General features: G+C 47.7%; 14 protein-coding genes. 8 read left to right on the plus strand and 6 right to left on the minus strand.

Features of this window, described 5'->3' with window-relative positions; translation table 11 throughout:
• Nucleotides 1-84: 84 nt before the first annotated feature.
• The gene (locus AC58PV_RS14965; RefSeq protein WP_497433012.1) at nucleotides 85-2,412 is read left to right on the plus strand and encodes an ATP-dependent DNA helicase; all 2,328 of its coding nucleotides are present in this window, start codon (nucleotides 85-87) and stop codon (nucleotides 2,410-2,412) included.
• Between the two features lie 63 nt (nucleotides 2,413-2,475).
• Here the strand turns inward: AC58PV_RS14965 and AC58PV_RS14970 are convergent, their stop codons facing one another.
• Nucleotides 2,476-3,639, minus strand: coding sequence for an iron-containing alcohol dehydrogenase (locus AC58PV_RS14970; protein ID WP_497433013.1), 1,164 nt, complete (start codon nucleotides 3,637-3,639; stop codon nucleotides 2,476-2,478).
• A gap of 190 nt (nucleotides 3,640-3,829) precedes the next feature.
• Between AC58PV_RS14970 and AC58PV_RS14975 the strand changes: the two genes are divergently transcribed.
• From AC58PV_RS14975 to AC58PV_RS14985, 3 genes are all read left to right on the plus strand, one after another.
• Entirely contained in the window at nucleotides 3,830-4,879 is a 1,050-nt protein-coding gene (locus AC58PV_RS14975; protein ID WP_497433014.1) for a GGDEF domain-containing protein, read from the plus strand.
• Between the two features lie 5 nt (nucleotides 4,880-4,884).
• Nucleotides 4,885-5,280 carry a VOC family protein gene (locus AC58PV_RS14980; protein WP_497433015.1) on the plus strand — a complete coding sequence of 132 codons (396 nt, stop codon included), beginning with the start codon at nucleotides 4,885-4,887 and terminating at the stop codon, nucleotides 5,278-5,280.
• Between the two features lie 669 nt (nucleotides 5,281-5,949).
• Nucleotides 5,950-7,770 carry an ABC transporter ATP-binding protein gene (locus AC58PV_RS14985; RefSeq protein WP_497433016.1) on the plus strand — a complete coding sequence of 607 codons (1,821 nt, stop codon included), beginning with the start codon at nucleotides 5,950-5,952 and terminating at the stop codon, nucleotides 7,768-7,770.
• Nucleotides 7,771-7,824: 54 nt separating this feature from the next.
• Here AC58PV_RS14985 and AC58PV_RS14990 read toward each other — a convergent pair whose 3' ends face one another.
• Entirely contained in the window at nucleotides 7,825-8,436 is a 612-nt protein-coding gene (locus AC58PV_RS14990) for an FMN-binding negative transcriptional regulator (protein WP_497433017.1), read from the minus strand.
• A gap of 203 nt (nucleotides 8,437-8,639) precedes the next feature.
• Here AC58PV_RS14990 and AC58PV_RS14995 point away from each other — a divergent pair, with 203 nt between their 5' ends.
• Nucleotides 8,640-9,617, plus strand: coding sequence for a Gfo/Idh/MocA family protein (locus tag AC58PV_RS14995; protein ID WP_497433018.1), 978 nt, complete (start codon nucleotides 8,640-8,642; stop codon nucleotides 9,615-9,617).
• 63 nt (nucleotides 9,618-9,680) lie between these two features.
• On the opposite strand, the gene AC58PV_RS15000 is transcribed toward AC58PV_RS14995, so the two are convergent.
• A complete protein-coding gene (locus AC58PV_RS15000) occupies nucleotides 9,681-11,168 on the minus strand; it encodes an MDR family MFS transporter (RefSeq protein ID WP_497433019.1) in 1,488 nt (495 codons plus the stop codon).
• 118 nt (nucleotides 11,169-11,286) lie between these two features.
• On the opposite strand from AC58PV_RS15000, the gene AC58PV_RS15005 reads away from it, so the two are divergent.
• Nucleotides 11,287-11,826, plus strand: coding sequence for a PadR family transcriptional regulator (locus AC58PV_RS15005; RefSeq protein ID WP_497433020.1), 540 nt, complete (start codon nucleotides 11,287-11,289; stop codon nucleotides 11,824-11,826).
• Between the two features lie 21 nt (nucleotides 11,827-11,847).
• On the opposite strand, the gene AC58PV_RS15010 is transcribed toward AC58PV_RS15005, so the two are convergent.
• Nucleotides 11,848-12,333: a hypothetical protein gene (locus AC58PV_RS15010; RefSeq protein ID WP_497433021.1), complete on the minus strand. Its 486-nt coding sequence runs from the start codon at nucleotides 12,331-12,333 to the stop codon at nucleotides 11,848-11,850.
• A gap of 189 nt (nucleotides 12,334-12,522) precedes the next feature.
• On the opposite strand from AC58PV_RS15010, the gene AC58PV_RS15015 reads away from it, so the two are divergent.
• Together AC58PV_RS15015 and AC58PV_RS15020 are read left to right on the plus strand one after the other, a co-directional pair.
• The gene (locus AC58PV_RS15015; RefSeq protein WP_497433022.1) at nucleotides 12,523-13,197 is read left to right on the plus strand and encodes a response regulator transcription factor; all 675 of its coding nucleotides are present in this window, start codon (nucleotides 12,523-12,525) and stop codon (nucleotides 13,195-13,197) included.
• Complete coding sequence (locus AC58PV_RS15020) at nucleotides 13,197-14,360, plus strand: sensor histidine kinase (protein ID WP_497433023.1); 1,164 nt, start codon at nucleotides 13,197-13,199, stop codon at nucleotides 14,358-14,360. The genes AC58PV_RS15015 and AC58PV_RS15020 overlap by 1 nt, the downstream gene beginning before the upstream one ends.
• Nucleotides 14,361-14,906: 546 nt before the next feature.
• Here AC58PV_RS15020 and AC58PV_RS15025 read toward each other — a convergent pair.
• On the minus strand, nucleotides 14,907-15,278 hold the full coding sequence (locus AC58PV_RS15025) for a DUF2500 domain-containing protein (protein ID WP_497433024.1): 372 nt from the start codon (nucleotides 15,276-15,278) through the stop codon (nucleotides 14,907-14,909).
• A 61-nt stretch (nucleotides 15,279-15,339) separates the two neighbouring features.
• Nucleotides 15,340-15,783: a GNAT family N-acetyltransferase gene (locus AC58PV_RS15030; RefSeq protein ID WP_497433025.1), complete on the minus strand. Its 444-nt coding sequence runs from the start codon at nucleotides 15,781-15,783 to the stop codon at nucleotides 15,340-15,342.
• Nucleotides 15,784-15,837: the final 54 nt, after the last annotated feature.

Genomic DNA, 15,837 nt, shown 5'->3' on the forward strand with positions numbered 1-15,837 from the left:
GTGTGTGCAGAAAGGGGACTTGTAGTGTTTCAAAGGTACGCATGGTATAATAAGGAACAAATGTTCTAATGATGGAGACGTGGCATGCTACCTCTTGTTCAGATATCAGTTCGTTCGCTTGTGGAATATGTGTTTAGTAGTGGTAGTATTGATACGGAGTTTCGGTCGAGCAGGGCACTCAGTGATGGCACGAAGGCGCATCAGAGATTGCAAAAGCAATACGGCGAATCCGATCAGCATGAAGTGTATGTGTCTGCCGAGATTGCGTATGAGGGGTTTTTATTTGTCATAGATGGGCGTTGTGACGGGCTGCTGGTCCAGGCGGATAGCGGTATGCTAACGGTAGATGAAATCAAATCGACTTCAGGTGATATTGCGTTGATCGAAGAGAATTCATATCCTGTGCACTGGGCACAGGCGATGTGCTATGCCTACATGATTGCTCACGATCGTGGGCTGGGTCATATGCGAGTTCAGATGACGTACACACAGGTGGATACGGAGGAGACGCGGCATTTTGTGAGGGAAGCTGCTTACGAAGAGCTTGAGCGGTTTGTGCATGAGGTAATTCAGAGCTATTATCCGTACGCACAATTGAAGCATGACCATGAACAACGCAGGAATCAGAGCATTAAGGAGTTGCCGTTCCCTTTTCCGCAGTATCGAGAAGGACAGCGCAAACTCGTTGGGGCAGTGTACAAAACTATCCAGGATGAGCACAAGCTGTTCGCTAAAGCGCCAACAGGGATTGGCAAGACAATGTCGACCCTGTTTCCTTCGGTGAAAGCGATGGGTGAGGGGCTGCTCCAACGGTTTTTCTATTTGACGGCGAAGACGATAACACGTACGGCGGCTGAGGAAGCATTTTATCTGTTGCAGGAGAAGGGCTTGCAGCTGCAGGTGGTTACGCTAACCGCGAAGGATAAGGTGTGTTTGAAGGATGAGGTCAAGTGTACGCCGGCACATTGTGAGTTCGCGAATGGCTACTATGATCGGGTGAATGAGGCGGTACTGGATTTACTGAGGCAGGAAACGGTCATGACACGTTCGGTAATTGAGACGTATGCGCGGAAGCATCGTGTGTGTCCGTTCGAATTTTCATTGGATGTGGCCTATGCGGCAGATGCGGTGATTTGTGATTATAATTACATTTTCGACCCGAGGGTCAATTTGAAAAGGCTGTTCGAGGAGCAGAAGCGCAAAACTACGCTGCTAATTGATGAAGCACATAATTTGGTGGATCGAGCACGGGAAATGTACGGAAGTGAGCTTCATAAATCGGTCTTTCTTACACTGCAGAGGGATTTTAAAGGTGTGAGCAAGGAGGTTCATGACGCGGCGAAGGCGATCAATGCCTACTTCATAGCCCTCCGCAAGCAAATCGGGGATCGCGAGATGATGGTAGAGTCTGGTTTGCCGGAGTCGTTGTTGGTTCAGGTGGAGGCCTTTATAGCAGTAGCTGAAAAAGAATTAGCGAGATCGGCCGGTGGTAATGGGACGAGTGCGACACTTCTCGATGCTTATTTTGGTGCGCAAAACTTTGTGCGCATCTCGAAGCTCTACGACGAGCGGTATGTGACGCTGGCTGTGAATGACCGGAACGAGTTCAGTATGGAGCTCGTATGCTTGGATCCATCTCATTTGTTGCGGCAAATGGGGAAGGGATATCGGGCGCATGTGTTTTTCTCGGCGACGTTATCACCACTGTCCTACTTCATGGACACGTTAGGGGCAGGAGAGGATGATTACTCTGTGACGGTACCATCGCCATTTGCGAAAGAGCAGCTGGAGGTATTCGTGCAGCCGCTTTCGACTCGTTACCAGGACCGAGAACACAGTCGTACGCAGATTGCGCGTTCCATCTATGAGCTAGTCTCGGGACGAGCGGGTAATTATCTCGTGTTTTTCCCCTCATATGCTTATATGAGCAGTGTGTATGAGGCTTTCACGGATCTTGTGGGTGAGGAGGCGGACGATTCTCAGCTCAATGTTCTCGTGCAGCAAGCCAAAATGACGGAAGAGGAGCGAGAGCACTTCCTTTCGGCTTTTCAGGCGGGGACAGAGACGACGTTGGTGGGGTTTGCGGTGATGGGCGGTATCTTTTCGGAGGGCATTGATCTTGTAGGCGACCGCTTAACGGGTGTTGTCGTGGTGGGTGTTGGTTTGCCGCAGCTAGGTGCGGAGCGTAACCTTATCAAGGACTACATGGAGCGCACGGGCAAAAACGGGTACGACTACGCCTATGTCTATCCCGGCATGAACAAAGTCCAGCAGGCTGGGGGTAGGTTAATTCGCTCCGAAACGGATCATGGCGTGCTGCTGTTGATTGATGATCGGTACTTGCAGCCACGCTATCAGCGCCTGCTGCCGGAGGAATGGCGCGACTATAAGGTGCTGCCTGTGCAACGCTAAACATATAAAAGCCGTCCCCAAGGTTGAACGACCTTGGGGGCGGCTTTTTCATACTCGCTATGCTTATAGCGACATCTGATAAATCTTCACGACATCTGCGCGAGTCAGCTTCTGGAAGTTGCCGAAATCGCCGTAAATCATAGCTTTATCGGCCATGAGCTCGATGCTGGACTCGTCGATATTGTAATCTGCCAATCGGCTAGGTGCGCCGATGCTGATGAAGAACACGCGCAGTGCCGCGATGCCTTCTTCTGCAACTTGTTTATCGGATTTGCCGGAGGCATCGATGTCGAAGACGCGCTGCGCGAACTGCTTGAAGCGCCCCACATTGGCATCGAGGTTGTGGGTCATCCAGTTCGGGAAGAGGATGGCCAAGCCGCCGCCGTGCGGGATATCATGGACAGCAGAAACCGCATGCTCCAGATTGTGCGTCGCCCAATCCCCGCGGATCCCCATGCTTAGCGTGCCGTTCAGCGCCATAGTGCCGCTGTATAGGATCGTTGCGCGATGCTCCAGGTTGTTCAGATCGGCAAGCAGAAGAGGAGCCGTGTCGATAACGGTACGCAGAATCGTTTCGCAGAATCCATCCTGCACGGGGGTGTTCGTCCCATGATGGAAATATTGCTCAAATACGTGAGACATAATATCAACCATGCCGTATACGGTTTGATTTTCGGGCAAGGAAGTTGTATGAGCCGGGTCGAGGATAGAGAATTTAGGGAATGAAAATGGACTTCCCCAACCAAGTTTATCTTGCGTTTCCCAATTGGTGATGACAGAGCCAGAGTTCATTTCGGAGCCAGTCGCGGCAATCGTCAGCACGGTTGCTAAAGGAAGTGCCCCTGTTGCTGCTGCTTTGCGGGTTGCGATATCCCAAAAGTCGCCATCGAACTTGGCGCCAACGGCAATAGCTTTCGCACAGTCAATTACGCTTCCCCCACCAACTGCAAGGATGAGGTCGATATCGTGACTACGGCACAAGGCAACGCCGCGGTGGACGGTCGTTAATCGCGGGTTGGGCTCAACGCCGCTAAGCTCTACGATGGTTGCTTCTAGTCCTTGCAAGAGATGAACAACTTTGTCATAGAGGCCATTGGCTTTAATACTGCCGCCCCCATAGACGAGTAAGATATTTTTTCCATACTTAGGTACTTCGGTTGATAGTTTTTCTAATTGACCTTGTCCGAAATGTAGGGTGGTTGGGTTATGGAATGTGAAGTTATTCATGATCTTTCTTACCTCCTAGAACTTAACTGGGGGCACCGCACCTTGATGCCCCTCTTACTATTGTATAGTAACCATGCGTTAAAAACAAAATTAGAGCGAATTCGTGATTCGAGTGCTTAGAAGAAGGACAAATGCACAATGTATAGAATGAATAAGGAGAAATTTCTTCTGATTGGGATGTGGTTGCGGCATGGTTAAAATTAGAAAATCTGACCATACCTTAGAAATTGCCTATAGTTGCGTACGTTGGTTTCTTCTTGTGACAGCATCTTATGTGTATCTGCACTATTACTATAGCTCCTCGCAGGGAGTAGTTCCCTTTTGGACAATGCTCGTAGTCGCTATGCTGTATATGACAACTACCGAGGTGGCTCTGCATTTTACACCGATAGCTTCTAACTTCTATCGTAAAGTGACGCGACTCGGTGTCGTTATGGACTATATCTCTTTTATTGCCATCATTTCATTTACGGATGGGACACATAGCCCACTTCTCCCGATTGCATACTTGGTTATTTTGCACGCTTCGTTGTACTGGAGTTTCCGTGGATCTATGGTGGCGACCGGGATGATTGTCATTGGATACTGCTGCGTAGTTGAGTTAGTGGATGGAGGATTTCATATAGATGATCTCCCCCGACACTTTTTTAATTTTGCTTTTCTGCTTATCTTTGGCATCATCGGGGGCATCCTTGTAGCGAGGGAGCGGAAGCATTTCGTCGAGAAGGGGATTTATGAAAATTTAGCAAAACAGGATTACCTGACGGGACTTTATAATCATCGAAGTTTTCAAGAACAGATGAGAGAGGTTATTGCAGGTAAACAACCGATCACTCTGATGATGGGGGATATTGACTGTTTCAAGCAGATCAATGATCGCTATGGTCACCAAGCTGGAGATATGGTGTTAAGGGTGATTGGCAGCCTATTAGAGTCGTCGATCCCAAGTACGCATGGCCGTGCTTTCCGTTATGGTGGTGAGGAATTTGCGATTATTTTGTATACCGATGCACAGCAAAAGGTGATGGAGCTTTATCAAGTATTTCTGGATAGGCTGCAAGCAGAAGTATTTGAGCATGGTAAAGATGCCTTTCAAGTTACGATGAGCTTCGGGGCGGCAAGCCGTGATCGTGGGCAAAGCAAGTCGGAATTAGTCGCCGCAGCCGATGAGTTACTATATGAAGCGAAGTCACAAGGCAAGAATCAATTGCTGTGGGCTCGTATGGAAGGGATGAAATAATAGCGATGGCAACCCTATCTCCTTATATTTATAGTGCCGATGCAAGGAAGCAGGCTGACTTCTATGTGGGCGTGTTCAATGGAGAAATTATTAGCATCCAGTCGTATGGGGATTTACCTGGGATGGATGAGTCGAAGAAGCACCTGGTTATGCATTTGGAATTGCAGGCGTTAGGTCTGCGATTCTTCTTAGCTGATGCAGGTGCTGACGCAAACAATCGTGGCATGGGCATGGACCTGGCGCTCACCTTCAAGGATGAGGAGGAGGCACGCACGATTTATGATGGCCTAGCAGCCGATGGCGATGTCATTATGCCATTTGAACGGATGTTCTGGGGCACGATGCTCGGACGTGTACGAGATCGTTACGGAGTTATGTGGCAGGTGGCTACTGAATCATAATGGAACGGTGGTGCTCGTGAGAGAACAAGAGTGAGTTTGGGCGTGTAGAAATGGACAAGAGAGTGAACAAGAGAGTGAATAAGAGAGCTCCTTCGAGAGAAGCCGTTCGGCTAATCGTGAGGTGGGCTTTTTTGATACGGAGAAGCTGCTGAATGGTGCGCCACCGCCCCGCTGTAACGTTGAAAAACACCGTTACAGCGTGAGAACCCGCCGAACGATGCATCCCGCGCTGCTGTAACGCTGAAAAACCCCGTTACAGCGTAAGAACCCGCCGAACAACGCACCCCGCTGTAACGTTGAAAAACCCCGTTACAGCGTGAGACCCCGCCGAACGCCGCGCCCTGCTGTAACGTTGAAAAACCCCGTTACAGCGTGAGAACCCGCCGAACAACGCGTCCCGAATCGCCGTAACGCTGAAAAACCCCGTTACAGCATGAGAACCCGCCGAACAACGCATCCCGCGCTGCTGTAACGCTGAAAAACCCCGTTACAGCGTGAGAACCCGCCGAACAACGCGTCCCGCCGCGCCCCCCTCACCCCTCCGCCCCCGGACCGATTACAACGTGTTTATATTCTGTTTAAAATTGGGGAGTATGATCATATCCAATGGTAGATAACAAACAATATTCACACGGTATCACATCCGATCGGGTAAAGGAGTAGAGATAGATGAGGACAAAGAACGAAGAACCGAAACAAAAAAGCAACTGGCGGGGATTTATCCGCCTAGTCATGGGGGCGAATCCACCGAAGCTGCTGCTGGGGATTGCATTAGGGTTAAGCGTGATTGCCACGCTAGTCTCCTTGGTGATCCCACTTTTTACGAAAAATGTGGTCGATAATTTCTCCATTTCCTCACTGAACTGGTGGCAAGTTAGCGGGATGGCGCTTGCGTTCATCGCATCAGCGGTAGCTTCTGGCGTAGCGACGTATCTCCTTAACTTTTCAGGTCAGCGCGTAGTGGCAGGTATCCGGGATCGCTTGTGGAAGAAGCTGCTCGTGCTGCCGGTTCGCTACTATGACAATCACCAAACAGGAGATACGATCTCCCGGATGACGAACGACACCGCCATTATTAAGGGACTTATTGCTGAGCATATGGCGGGCTTTATTACAGGCAGCATTTCCATCATTGGGTCAATCGTCGTGCTTTTATATATGGATTGGAAAATGACGCTGATCATGTTCAGCATATTCCCGATTGCTTTTCTTATCCTTTTTCCATTGGGTATGCAAATGTACAAAATCTCTAAAGGCATGCAAGCCGAAACGGCCAACTTCACGTCTGTGTTGAATCGGGTTTTATCGGAAATTCGCCTCGTGAAGGCTGCAAATGCGGAGCCAGTGGAATATAAGGAAGGTAGCGCAGGAATCCAAACATTATTCAAATTCGGGCTAAAAGAAGGCAAAATTCAAGCATTGATGTCACCACTAATTATGTTTGTTATGTTGATGATGTTCGTCGTCCTCTTCGGATATGGCGGTACACGTGTTGCGTCTGGAGCGATTTCTGCGGGGCAGTTGGTGGCTTTCATGCTGTATTTATTCCAAATTGTGATGCCGATTACGCAGATTACACAATTCTTCACGCAAACGCAGAAAGCGATGGGTGCAACGGATACCATTCTCAAGGTGCTGGATCATGAAGAGGAGGATCCACATGCAGGTTTAGCCGTCAAGGATGCTTCCCAGTCCCTGCATTTCGATAACGTATCTTTTGGCTACAAAGAGGGCGAGTCTGTTCTCAAAGACGTAAGCTTCACGATGGAAGCGGGGAAGGTTACAGCGATTGTAGGTCCGAGTGGAAGTGGAAAAACGACGATGTTCTCGTTGCTAGAGCGTTTTTACTCACAGCAAAAAGGTAACATTTCACTAGGCGACGAAAGGATTGGCCAATACTCGCTCGTCTCCTGGCGGAGCCAGATCGGTTATGTATCACAGGAAAGTCCGCTCATTGCAGGGACGATTCGGGATAATATCTGCTATGGCTTGCAGCATGAAGTATCGGAAGAGGCGCTGAAGCGGGCTACCGAGATGGCCTACGCCGATGGTTTCATTGAAGAACTTCCGCAGAAGTATGACACAGAAGTCGGAGAGCGCGGGATTAAGTTGTCAGGCGGACAACGCCAGCGGATTGCGATTGCCAGAGCGCTGCTTCGCGATCCGAAGATTCTCATGTTAGACGAAGCAACGTCGAGTCTGGACAGTAAATCGGAGGTTGTCGTGCAGCAGGCGCTGCAGAATTTGATGCAAGGACGGACAACGCTAGTCATTGCCCATCGGTTATCCACGGTCGTGGACGCAGACCAGATTGTGTTCCTTGACAAAGGCATCGTCACAGGCCGCGGCACGCATCAGGAGCTCATCGAGTCGCATGAGATGTATCGTGAGTTTGCTACGCAACAGTTGCAAATTCAAGAACAGCTGATTGCGGAGCATTCGCCAATGGCATCTGAATTAGTACCGCAGACCCAGCAACACCATTCTTAATAAAAAAGCCTCTACACCTACGAATTGGCAGGTGTGGAGGCTTTTTATTTCGCGTTAGGAGCCGCTTAGTTTCTCTCTCATTAGCACAGCAACCTGCCGCTCCAGATCACTTTTTTGCTCCAACGCCGTAATAATACGCTCTTGACGCTCGACTGGCTGATTCTGACTCAGCTTGGCCTTGCCTTCGATGCTAGTCATTGCGAGACGGAAGGCTTGCACACCATGGCTTAATCCAATAAGAAAGTGAGGATCAACGCTATCTAAGTCATAGGGGCTGTCGGATCTCTCGTACTTGCATGTTTGCTGCCGCAAGATACGCAGAACTTCCTGATCGTCGTGAATGAGTTCGACTGTGCCATAGACATGAACGGCCGTATAATTCCACGTGGGAACTGCGGCTGGCGTTCCATACCAAGAGGGTGAAATATAGCAGTGAGGACCTTGGAAAATCACCAATACCTCTTGCCCCTCCAGATCCTTCCACTGTGGATTTGAACGAGCGAAATGTCCATAAAGACACTGTTCTTCTGCACGCAACATGAGAGGGATATGGGTCGCGAAAGGACGCTCCTGATGATGCGAAACGACCGTAGCGAAGCTATGTGCTTCTATCAGTTTGTACATCTCTGTCAGGTCTTCTATTTTAAAATGGGAGGGTGTGTACATGGCTTCACCTGCTTTGTTTTAGCGTTAAGCAACAGTATAGCAATTGCTGTGGTACATAGAAAGGTCCACTTATTTCGTATTTGAGTAGACCATTTCGGTTGATCCTGCTCTAGGTTCATGTTACTTACATATTCCTCACAGGAGGTCGCAGCTATCACGTCGAATACCTACCAAACGAAGTAGTTAAAAGGAGGCAATAACAGATGGAAAAGGTTCGTTGGGGAATTATTGGCTGTGGAGACGTGACGGAGGTCAAAAGCGGCCCAGCCCTGCAGAAGGCAGAAGGCTCGGAGCTAGTCGCTGTTATGCGCCGCAATGGGGCACTAGCACAGGATTATGCGCAGCGGCATGGCGTGGCAAAATGGTACGACAACGCTGAAGCGTTAGTGAACGATCCAAATGTAAATGCGGTCTACGTTGCAACGCCGCCAGGATTTCACCACGAATATACGGTACTCGCTGCCAAAGCTGGGAAGCCCGTTTACGTAGAAAAGCCGATGGCTAGGAATCACGCCGAGTGCCAAGAAATGATCGTGGCTTGCGAGGAAGCGGGCGTTCCTTTGTTCGTAGCGTACTATCGCAGAGGGCTCCCCAAATTCGTAGAAATCAAGCGTCTGATTGATAGTGGTGCAATTGGGGAGGTTCGTTTCGTACAGTCCACGTATTTGCAACCGATGAGAGATTATGAAGAGGGACTAGAACCGTGGCGCATTCAGCCTGAACTGTCCGGTGGTGGACTATTCGTGGATCTCGCAAGTCACACATTAGATATTCTCGATTACTTGTTGGGGCCGATCGGAGAGGTCAAAGGCTTTGCAAGTAATCAAACGGGTAAGCAAAAGGTTGAAGATATCGTGACAACGAGCTACGCCTTCGAATCCGGTGTGATGGGTACAGGGGTATGGAGCTTCAACGCGTACACACGCTTAGATATGAATGAGATTGTGGGTAGCCTTGGCAAACTATCGTTCTCTACATTCAGTGGTGATCTGCGCATTGAAACCGCTGACGGTGAAGTTCAAGAATTGGATATACCTAATCCTCCGCACGTGCAACAGCCGCTCATACAGAAGGTTGTGGACGATCTCCGAGGAATTGGGCAAAGTCCTAGCACAGGTGTAACAGCCGCACGTACGAATCGTGTGATGGATGAATTGTTGCGCGACTTCTACCGCGCATAACCAAATAAACGAAAACCCCAGCTCAGTGTGAATGCCGCACACTTGGCTGGGGTTCTTTAGGTATTAGGCTTTTGGGCTCGGCGTTGCTACAATAGGAGCAGGTGCCGAAGCTGAAGGATTGTCAGGTGCTAAGGAACGCTTGTTAAGGAACAAGCTGAGCGGTAAAGCGACTAGTACAATAAATGTTGCAAGCAAGTATACGTCGTTGACACTCATCGTGAATGCATGAGTACCGATTTGCGCTTTGTCAGTCATTCCGCCAGTAGCTAGATCCTTGCTATGTGTTGCCGTTTGAGAGGACAAGACGGAAGTGAATAGGGCAATCGCGAAGGACCCGAATACGTTACGAACCCAGTTATTAATGGATGTTGCATGGCCAGAAAGAGTTCTTGGAATTTGCTCCATCCCTGCATTACTTGCAGGCATCGTAGCGAAGGCAATCCCGACGTTCCGAACGATCATCCAGAAAACGATGTAGCCGCGGGAAACGTCTGTACTTAGCCAGCTAAGTGTAAGTGTACCAACAGCAATTAAAGAAATACCGATGAAAATTAATATACGAGGCCCGACACTGCTGTACAACTTACCTACAATTGGCATACAAAGTGCCATTACAAGGGAGGCAGGTAATAGAATTAATCCTGTGTCCAATGGTGTTACATGCTGAATGTTTTGCAAGAAAATCGGCGTCAGGAAGGTACCTGAGTACAAGCTTATTGTAACAATACTGGAAATAATAAGAGACAGCGTGTATCTCGAGTTTTTCAACACACGAATGTTCAACAGCGGTGAATCAACCTTAAGTTCTCTCCATATGAATAGCAGAAGAACTAGGAAACCTGTTGCAAATAGTCCGATAACACGACCGGATGACCATCCCCAAGCATGACCTTGCGAGAAGCCAACGAGCAGGGCAAGGGAGCTGACAACGACGGTAAGTAAGCCGATGAGATCAAATCGTTTTGGAACAGAAAGACGGTAGTAAGGAATTAATTTGAAAACGAGAAAAATAGCAACAACGCCAACAGGTACGTTCATGAGGAACAACCAGTGCCAGCTCCAGTTTTGCAATAACCATCCGCTTAATGTAGGCCCGATTGCTGGTGCCATCATGGCAGATAAGGACCAAAGAGATATCGCGATCGGCTGCTTATCACGAGGGATAACTTGATAAACAATTGTCATCGTAGCCGGCATAATTAGACCGCTGAAAGCTCCTTGGATAATCCGGAATGCAATCAGGGATGAAGCGTCCCATGCTAGGGCACATAGAAGTGAAAATACGGTAAAACCAATCAATGCAATGGCATATAATCGTTTGTAACTGAATTTCTCCCCGAAATATCCTGTAATCGGAGCGATTGTACCGCTGGCAAGCATGAAGCCAGTAATGGTCCATTGGATTTTGCTCAAATCTGTATGGAAATGATCACTAAGAATCGGTATCGCAATATTAATCGTACTCATACTTAGAATCGATACGAACGACCCGAAGAATATCGCAATCATGATTGGCCAGAAGCGAACTTGCTGTAACTCATCTTTACTCAAAATATTGCCTCCACTCTATCCATTGATCTTGCCGATAGTATTCTCTATAATTTTGAATGAAAATCATCATACTACCGATATGTGTATATGTCAATAATGACATAAAGGAGGAACGGTATTGAATACCCTTTCATATGGATTACTAAGCCTTTTAACTAAAAACTCCCGTTCCGGGTATGAGCTTATGCAACATATTCAGCCTTTTTGGTCAGCTAAACATAGCCAAATCTACCCACTCTTAGCACAATTAGAGCAGAAGGGTCACGTCGCTTTCGTCCATGTGCCGCAATCGGATAAGCCGGATAAGAAAGTCTACTCCATCACGGAGCAAGGAAAAGAAGCCTTGCGGGGCTGGATTGCTGAGCCAACCGATGAACCTGTGACGCGGGATGAGCTTGCGCTTAAGGTTTACTGCATCGGCTTAGTGGATAAAGAGCAGGCAAAGAAGATGCTTGCAGTACGCGAATTATATTATAAGAAGAAAAAAGAGCGATTCAACCTCCTGATGGATAAGATCCAACAAGGAAGTGAGAAACCGCTCGATCAATTAACAATTGGTGATGATGCATTCGGCATGTATGTACTGGTACATAAAGCTACAATGAAGGTAGATACAGATTTGTACTGGTGTGATTGGATGAAGGAGAAGCTGAAGTGATGTGAAGGCAGGAGATACTTCCTAACTGCCGATCTCCTGAATAACGGTCTGGATTTTCTGCAGTCGAATGTATTCGGACTTCTCTAATTTCGGTCGGAAATAAGCATACAGATAGGCGGCATCTTCGAACGACAGCGCAGGGTAGCAGACGACTTCTTGCACAACGAGCGGATTATCCATGATAACCTGCCATTCACCGGCTCTCTCCGCGTGCGAGACATTAGCAAAAATGTGTTTCTTGGCAGCGATTGTACTTTCGAGCTCTGGCCAAATCTTCTCCCACGAGGGACTGAAGTCCACGGGTTCAGGAAAAAGTCGTTTCGCCTTCGCGACCGACTGTTCCACGGTATCCATGTCCGTATCGCAGGCCGCTTTGATCGCATCCGTGAGACTGTCGAGCAACCGCCTGAAACCTGCGAATCCCTCCGATAGTACCTCGCGCTTAAATAGGGCTTCCGCTTCCGCGGTAGTCAGCTTGTTGAAATCCGACAATGTGTTATTTGTCATGCAGGCCATAACCCCCAAACTGTTCCTTTTCCCAAATTTATCATAAAACATTTTCCAAATAAAGCACTTTCATTCCCAAAAATCAGTTTCTGGTTTAAATTCAGTTTATATTGCTCCAGTATGCTTATTTCTATGATAAACACCGTCTATAAGCAGACAATAACAGCAAGAAGTGAGGATGAATGAAGCATGGCACCCATTATGATCGTAGATGATGACCCCTATATTCGTGAGCTTGTCCGTGTGTTCATGCTGAACGAGGGTTTCGATGTCGTCGAGGCCGAGGATGGCGCCCAAGCGCTCAAGAAGCTGCAAACCGTCCAAGTCGATATGGTCATTCTAGATGTGATGATGCCGAACATGGATGGATGGATGCTGTGCAAAGAGCTTAGAGAGCATTATGATTTGCCGATACTGATGCTCACGGCCAAAGGAGAAACGGCACAGAAGGTCAAAGGCTTCGAACTCGGCGCCGATGACTATCTCACCAAACCTTTCGAACCGCTTGAATTGGCGATGCGAGTGAGAGCGTTGTTGAAGCGTTACAAAATTGCTTCCTCGCAAACAATTCAGGCCGGCGATTTAAATATGAATCGCAAAACATATGAAGTCACCGTAGGTGCAGAGAGCATCACGCTTCCTCTCAAGGAATTCGAGCTGCTCTACAAGCTCGCGAGCTATCCAGGCAAAACCTTCTCGCGCGATCAATTGATCGAGCAGATTTGGGGATTTGACTACGAAGGAAATGAACGTACGGTTGATGTGCATATTAATCGGCTGCGCGAGCGATTTCCAGAGGAGCGGCACGCTTTTCGCATCGCTACCATTCGAGGCTTGGGCTACCGTTTGGAGGTTCTGAAGTGATGAACAAGCGCAGGGCAGAGAGAAGAGCACAAATAATCGCTGAGAGAAAAGAGTGGAAAGAAAGACAGAAGCAACGAAGAATGAACCACAAAAAGCAGTCTATTCTTCAGCGAATTGGTGGCTTCTTTTTCGGTGTAGCCATATTCGTTCTAATCATCGTGTATTGGCTAGCAGCCTTCTATGGAACGGATTACCTCTACACGTATTTGGGGAAACGGCCTCCGGAAGTCCTTGTACAGTTAATTAACTGTTTCGGCGGCATGCTCCTCTGGGGAATTACGATGGCTATTCTAGGCCGATTTCTACGAAGACATGAATTGCTCTTCTTTCATAGCTTAAATCAAGCGATCCGAAGCATGTCGAGAGGAGATTTCAATGTGTTAGTGGATGATAATCCTCGGAATGGACCATTCGTAGAGTTAGCGGAGTCTATCAATCAAATGGCGTATGATCTGGGACAATTGGAGCGTATGAGACAAGAGTTTATTTCGAACGTCTCCCATGAGATTCAGTCGCCTTTAACGTCCATTAGCGGATTCTCCCGCGCACTACAGAATGATCAGCTGTCGCCGGAGGAACGTAAGCATTATTTGACTATTATCGAAACGGAGAGCGTACGCTTATCCAAGCTCAGCGAAAATTTGCTGAAACTGACCTCCCTGGAGTCGCAGCACCATCCATTTGAACCGAAGAGCTATCGTTTGGATAAACAGCTGCGCAATCATATCCTCGCTTGTGAGCCGCAGTGGGTAGATAAAGATATCGAAATGGACATCGAATTGGATCCAGTAACGGTGGAAGCCGATGAAGATCTGCTTAGCCAGGTATGGACGAACCTTATTCACAATGCAGTGAAATTTGTACCAATTGGCGGAACAATTCGTGTTCGAGTGGTTAGTAACGGGGAAGAGGCTGTAACGCGGATATCGAATAATGGGCCTAGTATTCCGGAAGAGGATCAGACGCATATTTTTGAACGTTTCTACAAAGCGGATAAATCCAGAAATCGTATGGCAGGCGGCAATGGATTAGGCTTGTCGATCGCGAAGAAAATCGTAGAGATGCATCTCGGATCGATTACGGTAGAAAGCGGGATGGAAGAACTAACGTCCTTCATCGTCCGATTACCGATTGTTCAGAAGGCTCAAACACCTGACAGCTAAATATCATGTGAACGCAAATAGAGGCCTCCGCTTATCTATGATAACCGGAGGTCTCTATGAGTCATTTTGCCTATTCAATTGTTCTGCCGCACTCCATTCCCCGAGAATTCGCAAGTCAGTTGCTGAAATCGATACCTAAGCCTCAAAGTTAAAGTGTCCTTTCTTCTTAGTTATTGTCCATTTGATCAACCTTACGACAAGTCCCTCACTACTTTTCCTTTCCTAGGGTGATGACCTGCCTGAATCTGATTTCCCGCATGCTGGATGAACGAGTGGGACGTTCCTACACTTGGCTCCTGTCGTTTAGAACGCAAGTGAGTAGCATGCTTCGCTAACGTGGTCCAATGGACTATCCCCTCTCGTAGAAGATTATCAGGCTCTTCGCTGTTACTGCACCGTGTGGTGCAGGTTGTCCTTCCTGTCTGCCTTGAATTCATAATAGCCCATTATTAAAATATTGTAAATATTCAGATTATTCAATAATTGGTCTGAATACCCCTGTTTTTTTGTTTTTTCTTGAAAATGCTAACGCATTCGTGGAATTGCTTACATTGCTTTTTGGCGATCGAATTCTTTGAACCGAGTGCCTTGATACGTTAAATTTCCTCTATCCCCCTCGACCATATAGCCAAACTGTTGGCGGCCTATCCACAGCTCCATTCTGCTCCGATCCTCGAATTCAAAAGTAACAAAGTAAGAAGTGTTCGCATTTACGTTGCTGGAACCTCCTGAGAGTTGTATTCGTTTGGAAACAACCTTGCAGTATCGATCTTGAATGGGGGCATTGTTATTGGAGGTCCAGACCGAAAGCGATTTGATAATAAGGGATAGAAAAATGCCAACCGCGAGAATAAGGATGAGGATGAAGAGGATAAGGACAAGCGTACTTAAAGCTCCTTCATGTAATCCAGCTAGCACATGTAAGCACTCCTTCGCAGTAATAATGAATATTGAATAAATAGAATGGACGCCCTCCTAATTAGAGGAAACGTTTGACGAAACGGTAGCCGGTTTCATGAAAGCCGATAGGCGATTTGGCGAATCGGGAATGGTCAGAGGACTCTACGTCAGTAAGCCACATCATGCCAGAGCAGTTATGATCACTTGCAAGCTGTTCGGCATAGTTCCTTAATTGCTCTAGAGGGGCCTGGTTACTGTCGGGATCTTGCTGAAAGGAAATAACCGAGATTTCACTGAAAGTGACATTATGCGCTGTCTGGTCTCTGCGGATACGAAAGCTTAATGTGCCTAGTATGCGATTCTTTTCTTCATAGACATAGAGCAATTCATCCGGGTTATCGCGCATGTTATGCAGCCTGTTTTCAATATGTAAAGGGGAAATCATTTTGCCGGTGAGATGAGAAACGAGTGAACTGATCGCGGAGGTATCTTGGGATGTTGCTTCACGAATACATGTAGTCATAGGTATCCTTCTTTCTAATAACAAGTTATATTGTTAATTGTACCATATATTGGA

The sequence above is a fragment of the Paenibacillus sp. J22FR83 genome (assembly GCF_059691955.1).